Annotated in this window: 9 protein-coding genes and 2 pseudogenes; 7 read left to right on the forward strand and 4 right to left on the reverse strand. The window is 70.1% G+C overall.

The genetic code is table 11. From position 1 onward, the window contains the following. The coding region (locus VGL30_RS14720; protein ID WP_331540765.1) for a sensor histidine kinase at positions 1 to 827 on the reverse strand (827 nt) is incomplete at its 3' end. Between the two features lie 35 nt (positions 828 to 862). Further along, entirely contained in the window at positions 863 to 1,252 is a 390-nt protein-coding gene (locus VGL30_RS14725) for a helix-turn-helix transcriptional regulator (RefSeq protein WP_331540766.1), read from the reverse strand. 121 nt (positions 1,253 to 1,373) lie between these two features. Here VGL30_RS14725 and VGL30_RS18860 point away from each other — a divergent pair. The 4 genes and pseudogenes from VGL30_RS18860 to VGL30_RS14740 form a co-directional block, all read left to right on the forward strand. Next, positions 1,374 to 1,547, forward strand: a pseudogene (locus tag VGL30_RS18860) (response regulator transcription factor); the annotation flags it as partial. 127 nt (positions 1,548 to 1,674) lie between these two features. Next, positions 1,675 to 2,013, forward strand: coding sequence for a hypothetical protein (locus VGL30_RS14730; protein WP_331540767.1), 339 nt, complete (start codon positions 1,675 to 1,677; stop codon positions 2,011 to 2,013). A gap of 188 nt (positions 2,014 to 2,201) precedes the next feature. Then, positions 2,202 to 2,558, forward strand: a complete 357-nt coding sequence (locus VGL30_RS14735) for a hypothetical protein (protein ID WP_331540768.1) — start codon at positions 2,202 to 2,204, stop codon at positions 2,556 to 2,558. 70 nt (positions 2,559 to 2,628) lie between these two features. Further along, on the forward strand, positions 2,629 to 3,099 hold the full coding sequence (locus VGL30_RS14740; RefSeq protein WP_331540769.1) for a hypothetical protein: 471 nt from the start codon (positions 2,629 to 2,631) through the stop codon (positions 3,097 to 3,099). On the opposite strand, the gene VGL30_RS14745 is transcribed toward VGL30_RS14740, so the two are convergent. Together VGL30_RS14745 and VGL30_RS14750 are read right to left on the reverse strand one after the other, a co-directional pair. Continuing rightward, complete coding sequence (locus VGL30_RS14745; protein ID WP_331540770.1) at positions 3,065 to 4,132, reverse strand: NADP-dependent oxidoreductase; 1,068 nt, start codon at positions 4,130 to 4,132, stop codon at positions 3,065 to 3,067. The genes VGL30_RS14740 and VGL30_RS14745 overlap by 35 nt on opposite strands. A 41-nt stretch (positions 4,133 to 4,173) precedes the next feature. After that, a pseudogene (locus tag VGL30_RS14750) lies at positions 4,174 to 4,827 on the reverse strand (ATP-binding protein); the annotation flags it as partial. Positions 4,828 to 4,959: 132 nt separating this feature from the next. On the opposite strand from VGL30_RS14750, the gene VGL30_RS14755 reads away from it, so the two are divergent. From VGL30_RS14755 to VGL30_RS14765, 3 genes are all read left to right on the forward strand, one after another. After that, a complete protein-coding gene (locus VGL30_RS14755; RefSeq protein WP_331540771.1) occupies positions 4,960 to 5,328 on the forward strand; it encodes a hypothetical protein in 369 nt (122 codons plus the stop codon). A 259-nt stretch (positions 5,329 to 5,587) separates the two neighbouring features. Then, the gene (locus VGL30_RS14760; protein ID WP_331540772.1) at positions 5,588 to 5,899 is read left to right on the forward strand and encodes a hypothetical protein; all 312 of its coding nucleotides are present in this window, start codon (positions 5,588 to 5,590) and stop codon (positions 5,897 to 5,899) included. Then, the coding region (locus VGL30_RS14765; protein ID WP_331540773.1) for a hypothetical protein at positions 5,896 to 6,135 on the forward strand (240 nt) is incomplete at its 3' end. The genes VGL30_RS14760 and VGL30_RS14765, both read left to right, overlap by 4 nt.

The raw sequence follows: 6,135 nt of genomic DNA on the forward strand, positions 1-6,135 counted from the left end.
ACGGCGTCGCCGCCGCACGCCGCGATCTGCTGGGCGGCGGCGTCGCGCACGATGGGGTTGGCCGAGACCACGCCGACCATGCGGTCGGCGAGCATATCGGACGGCGCCGTGGCTGTGGCGCTGGGGCGGAAGCCGGCCTCGAACCAGAACCGCGCGCCGCATTCCTCGCGGTCCTCGACGCCGACGTCTCCATCCATGGCCAGCGCCAGGCGCCGCGCAATGGCCAGGCCCAGGCCCGCGCCGCCCATGTGGGCGTGGCTCGGGTCGGCCTGGGCGAAGGCTTCGAAGATGCGTTCCTGTTGCGCCGCCGAGACGCCGGGGCCCGTATCGTCGACGGTGAAGCGCAGGCGGCCCGTGTCGGTGCGGGCGACGCTGACCAGCACGCCGCCGGTCTCGGTGAACTTGACGGCGTTGCCGGCGAAATTGAGCAGGATCTGGCGCAGGCGCCCCTCGTCGGCGCGGATCGCGCCGAGGTCGGCCGGCGCCGCCCAGGCGATCTCGACGCCCTTTTCGCGGGCGCGGGGCGACAGCAGTTCGCAGACGCCGCGCAAGAGGCCCGCGACCTCGACCTCGCCCGGATGCAGCTCAACCTTGCCGGCGCCCAGCTTGGCGAAGTCCAGCACGTCGTTGACCAGGGTCAGCAGGTGTTCGCCGCTGTCGCGGATGGCCGCGGCATAGGCCCGCTGCTCGGCGGTGAGCCGGGTGCCCTCCAGCAGGCGCGACATTCCCAGCACGCCGTTCAGCGGCGTGCGGAACTCGTGGCTGAGCGCCGCGAACTGGTCGGCGGCGTCGCTGTGCGGGCGGCGGGGCTTGGCGGGACGCGGCATGGCCCGAGCCTTACCCGCCACGGCTTAACGGGCGGTCAAGCGGCGTCCTCCGCCGCGGCCATCTGCTGGGCCAGCGCCAGCAGGGCCGCGCGCGAGCGGACCCCGGGAATGCGGGCGTAGGCCTGCAGCATCTCCAGCGCGCCGGCGGCCGACAGGGCGCGGAACACGTCGTCGCTCTGCCCGCCGGCGCCCTCCTCGCCCACCAGCCAGCCGACGGTGATGTCGAGGGCCGCGGCCGTGGCCACCAGGGTGGAGCCGGAGACCCGGTTGACCCCGCGCTCGTACTTCTGCACCTGCTGGAACGAGACCCCCAGCGCGGCGGCCAGTTCGCTCTGGCTGAGATTGAGCTGCCGGCGGCGGGCGCGCACCCGGGCTCCGATGGCGAAATCCACGGGGTCGGGCCCGGCGGCGTCTTTGGGTTGCATCAAGGCTTCCTGATCAGCATCGAGTCCGGGCGCCCGCGGTGACGTGGCGTCCGGCCCACGGCAAAGTAGACGACTCCGTCATTGCAGCGTTTACTGTTCGCCGTATGCGGGCATTCAACCGATGAGCGGGTCGAAGATCGAGCTTTTGACTCCGCGCGAGCGGGAGTGTCTCAGGCTCGTAGACCAGCACCTGTCGTCGAAACAGATCGCCCGTCGGCTCGGCATGGCCAAGACCTCCGTCGACACCTACTGCGACCGCGCGCGCCGCAAGCTCGGCGTCGGCGACCGCTACGCCGCGGCCCGCCTGCTCGCCGCCCTCGACCGCGATGCGGCTGTCCTGATCGTGTCAGGACACGACCCGGTCAGGACAGACAATCCCCCGCCGCCCTGTCTCGATGAGGGCGTGTCGGGAGGCGGCGTACATGAGCGACTGGAAGAGCTTCGAGAACCGGGTGGCGGTCGGCCGGGCGGTGCGGCTGCGCCGGGAGATCGACGACTTCGAGGCTCGCTGGCCGGCGCCCACCCCTTCGGAGGAGTCGATCCCGATCTTCTCCTGGACGCAGCTGGAGCGGCAGCTCGTCGATCTGGCGGCCACCGAAACACAGGCGGACATGGCGCGTCACCTGGTTTCGGCGTCGCGGAAGTTGGCGCGGTTCAAGCCGTCCGAGATGGTTTTGCGAGAGATCCTCTGCCTGACCTGGGTTCTCCTGGACGAGAACTTCAGGCCGGAAGCTGGGGAAGGGCCGGCGGACTCCAGTTAAGTCCCCTTGCTCGCCTGGGAGCGATCCTGGCCATCGCCATCATCTCGGCCATGGCGTTCGGGTCGTTGCTCGCGGGGCTCCACGCCCTCCAGGACCTGCTCTAGCGCTTAAGCGGCGCCTTCACCGCCGTCCTTTCCTTCAACCTCAGCCCACCCGCGCCAGCCTGCTGCGCGCGACGGAGAACACCCATGCTCAAGCAACGCCGTCTGATTGCAGACCAAGTCGCCTCCACGCTGTTCGAGGCCGAAACCGCCATCGATGCGGCGCTCGGCAAGGCCGCGGCCCTTGCGGGCGTCATGCCCAGCATGCGCGCCGAGGCGGGGCTCTCGGCCCTGGTGGGCCAGGGGGCCGTGGAATGGGCGTCCAGGTCCATCACCGCGCTCACTGAAGCCCGCCGGGCCATCGTCGAGGCGCACAAGGAGCTCAGCCTCGCCCAGAAGCAGATCGGCCTGGGCGCCGTGATGTACGGCGAGCCGGACAAGCCGGAAGATCCGGGCGTGCGCGCCCTGCAGGTCGTCCCGCCGGCGGTGGCCAAGGCCGGCTAGCCTCGCATCGAGCAGTTGCGCGCCGCGCCGCGGCGCGTGCAAGTTGGGCCCTCAGGCGACTGGGGGCCCTATGCATTTCCACATCGTGCAGCACTCGGTCTGGCTGCCGGTCATGGGAGCAATTTCCGGCTACGCCCTTTGGCGCGGCGGGCCGCCGGAACGGCTGGCGGCGGCGGCCAACCTCGCGGCCTGGCTGATCACCCTGCTGGTCCAGAACCGCCGTGACTGGTTCGACGCCCAGTGGGGCATCCTCTCGGTCGACATCGTCTTCCTGGGCGTCCTCGTCTGGCTGGCCCTGACGCGCAACGGCGCCTGGCTGCTGTTCGCCGCGGCGTTCCAGCTTCTGGGGGTGGTCACCCACCTGGCCATCGTCGCCGACGCCAAGGTGCGCAGCCTGGCCTATCTGCGCAGCCTGACGATCTGGAGCTACCTGATCCTGGCCGCGCTCGGCGTCGGCACGCTGCTCGCCGACCGACGGCGCCGGCGCACGGCGCCTGAGCGCGAGGTCAGGCCGCCCCGGTGGGGTCTTCGCCGAGCTTGACGATCATCTTGCCCTGGTTGCGGCCCTGCAGGACGCCGATCAGGGCGGCCGGCGCGCGCCCCAGGCCTTCCACCACGTGCTCGCGGTACCTGATCTTCCCCTCGGCCAGCCAGCGGGCCATCCTGCGGCGGAACTCGGGGTGGATGTCGTAGTGGTCGTAGACCACGAAGCCCTGGATCTTCAGCCGCTTGCGCAGCACCGGGCGCAGCGGCGGGCCGTGGTCGGCCTCCGGCGCGTTGTATTCGCTGACCATGCCGCAGACCACCAGCCGGCCGAAGTCGTTCAGCCGGTCGAACGCCGCCCGCTGGATCTCGCCGCCCACATTGTCGAAATAGGCGTCGATCCCGCCCGGGCAGGCGCGGTCGAGCCCGGCGCCGATCTCTTCCTGGTTGCGGTCGACGCAGGCGTCGAAGCCCAGCTCGTCGACCACGTAGGCGCACTTCTCGCCGCTGGCGATCCCCACCACCCGCGCGCCGGCGAGCCTGGCCATCTGGCCGGCCACCATGCCGACGGCGCCGCCGGCCGCGGAGACCACGAAGGTCTCGCCCGGCTTCACCCGGGCGATCGTCTCCATGCCGCAATAGGCCACGAAGGCGGGCGGGCCCATCACCCCCAGCTCGGCCCTGAGCGTCGCCTGCCGCGGATCGAGCTTGACCAGCAGCCGGCCCGGCATGGTGTGGTAGACCTGCCAGCAGGCGCCGCCCTTGACGAAGTCGCCGGGCTTGAAGGCGGGGTGGTTGGAGGCGATCACCTGGCCCACGTGGCCGCCGTTCCAGCCGTCGAGCGGCGGCGTCTGGCCGGTGACCATCAGGTCGCCGATCCGGGCCTGGCCGCCCAGGGGCCCGGGGGCGGCTGTGGGGGAGGGCATCTTGCGGCGCATGGCCGGGTCGATGGACATGTAGATCGAGCGAAACAGCACCTCGCCCGGGCCGGGCTGGACGACTGGCGCCTCGCCCACCTCGAAATCGGCCGGCGTCGGCAGCCCCGCGGGCGCGCCGGCGATCCGGACCACCGTGTTGCGCAGCTCGGTCATCGCCGCCTCCCGGATGCGCCCATGGGGTTGCCGGCGTCAATCTACGCGAAGCCGGCCGCGCGCGTCGACGCCTGGCTCGCCGGGGCGCCCGGCGCGATGCGGCGATAGACCAGCGCCTCGGCCACGTGCACGCGCCGCACGGCGGCGGCGCCTTCCAGGTCGGCGATGGTGCGGGCGAGCCGCAGGGTGCGGGTCCAGCCGCGGGCGGTCAGCCCGCCGGCCTCCGCGGCCCGCGACAACAGCGCCCGGGCGGCGGGGTCGAGGTCGAGGATCTTCTCCAGCCGGTCGCCGTCGGCCTGGGCGTTCAGCGGCTCAGCCGTTGCGCCGCCGGCGGCGGCGCGCTCCAGCTGCAGGGCGCGGGCCGCGGCCACCCGGCGGGCCGCCTCGGCGGTGCCCTCCGCCGGCAGGGGCAAGGCCAGGTCGGCGGCGGTGACCGGCGGGACCTCCACCTGCAGGTCGATGCGGTCCATCAGCGGCCCGCTGATGCGTCCCTGATAGTCGGTCTGGCAGCGCGGCGCCCGCCCGCAGGCCCCGCGCCCGGCCCCGCCCAGGCCGCAGCGGCAGGGGTTCATCGCCGCCACCAGCTGGAAGCGGGCCGGATAGCGTACGTGGGCGTTGGCGCGGGCCACCACCACCTCGCCGGTCTCCAGCGGCTGGCGCAGGGAGTCCAGCGCCTGGGCGGAGAACTCCGCCATTATGGAGCAAACGCACCTAGCGCCGGGGTGACCTAACCCGCTGTATTGTCTAGCTTCCTGGACATGGAAGCTACACCACAACGTCCCAACACCGTCGCCGGCTTGGTGGAGAAGCGCGCCCAACTCGCTGGCATGCTGAAGTTCCACCGGGCCGAGATACGTAAAGTCATTTGCGACCTCGACCATGTCGACGCGACGATCAGGCTATTCGACCCGAACGCCGACGTCAGCCGCGTAGTCCGCTACCCCACGAAACATCGTGCGACGAAGGGCGAGGCGTCTCGCTTCGTCATCCAGATGCTGAAGCGGGCGAACACCCCCATCACCTCACTTGACCTCGTGAAGGAGCAGATCAAGGCGCGGGGCCTGAGCGCTGACGAGCAGACCATTGTCCTGATGCGGAAGCGGGTGGGCGCGACCCTATCCGCTCAGCAGCGCTTGGGCGTCGTCCGATCGGTGTTCCACGACGGCCGCTACAAGGGCTGGGAGTTGGTCCGATGAGCATTCGACGCCCTCAGCCAATCCGCTTCACGCGCGGAAGACACCTCTACCAGATCGCGCGTAGCCGGACCGGCGATGAGGGTTTCATCGGGATGCGCGACGGCCGAATCATCGCCCAAGGGCCTGATCCGGCCTGGGTCGTTCGGCTGATGATCACATCCAGTGACCAAGCCGTCGCGTAGCAATCACGCCCTCCAACACCAACCGAGAGTGAGAGATGGATCGCCGTCGTCCAATCGCGCGTGCCGATAATCTGAGGATGCAAGCGACGCAGGATCGCCGCCGTCGCCGCGCACTTGAATTATGTCGAGATTATCATCAGCGGCGCCGCCGGCAGACTCCGCCGTGGGCGGATCGGGCGGCGATAAAAGCAGTCTACGATGAAGCTAAGCGACGGAGCGCCGTCGACGAAATCGCGTACGACGTCGACCACGTGCTTCCACTGCGCTCGGATTGGGTCAGCGGCCTGCACGTGGCCGAAAACCTCGCGATCGTGCCGATGAGCGTGAACCGCAGCAAGGGTAACCGACCGGGCTATCACCCGCGCCGTCAGCGTCATCACGGCCGATGACCGACGAAGTCGAGGAACTCGATCCGCGCTGGGTGGGGGTAGCGATCTCCAGCCAACACTGGCATTTCCACCGGCAACTCCTCGCCAGATACAAAATCATCCTCGCCCCTGGCGAGTTCTCGATGATCGTGTCAGCGATCGAGAATGGAACGGCGCTTTTGATCGAGAAACGTCGCGGCAAGCAAGCAATCTATTCAGCCCGCATCCCGAGGGTATGGGAGCGCATATACGTCTTG

Source organism: Phenylobacterium sp. (assembly GCF_036502675.1).
GTDB lineage: Bacteria > Pseudomonadota > Alphaproteobacteria > Caulobacterales > Caulobacteraceae > Phenylobacterium.

Coding starts and splice junctions, on each gene's coding strand:
- VGL30_RS14725 (WP_331540766.1), bottom strand. CDS start 1,252: ATGCAACCCAAAGACGCCGCCGGGCCCGACCCCGTGGATTTCGCCATC.
- VGL30_RS14730 (WP_331540767.1), top strand. CDS start 1,675: ATGAGCGACTGGAAGAGCTTCGAGAACCGGGTGGCGGTCGGCCGGGCG.
- VGL30_RS14735 (WP_331540768.1), top strand. CDS start 2,202: ATGCTCAAGCAACGCCGTCTGATTGCAGACCAAGTCGCCTCCACGCTG.
- VGL30_RS14740 (WP_331540769.1), top strand. CDS start 2,629: ATGCATTTCCACATCGTGCAGCACTCGGTCTGGCTGCCGGTCATGGGA.
- VGL30_RS14745 (WP_331540770.1), bottom strand. CDS start 4,132: ATGACCGAGCTGCGCAACACGGTGGTCCGGATCGCCGGCGCGCCCGCG.
- VGL30_RS14755 (WP_331540771.1), top strand. CDS start 4,960: ATGCTGAAGTTCCACCGGGCCGAGATACGTAAAGTCATTTGCGACCTC.
- VGL30_RS14760 (WP_331540772.1), top strand. CDS start 5,588: ATGCAAGCGACGCAGGATCGCCGCCGTCGCCGCGCACTTGAATTATGT.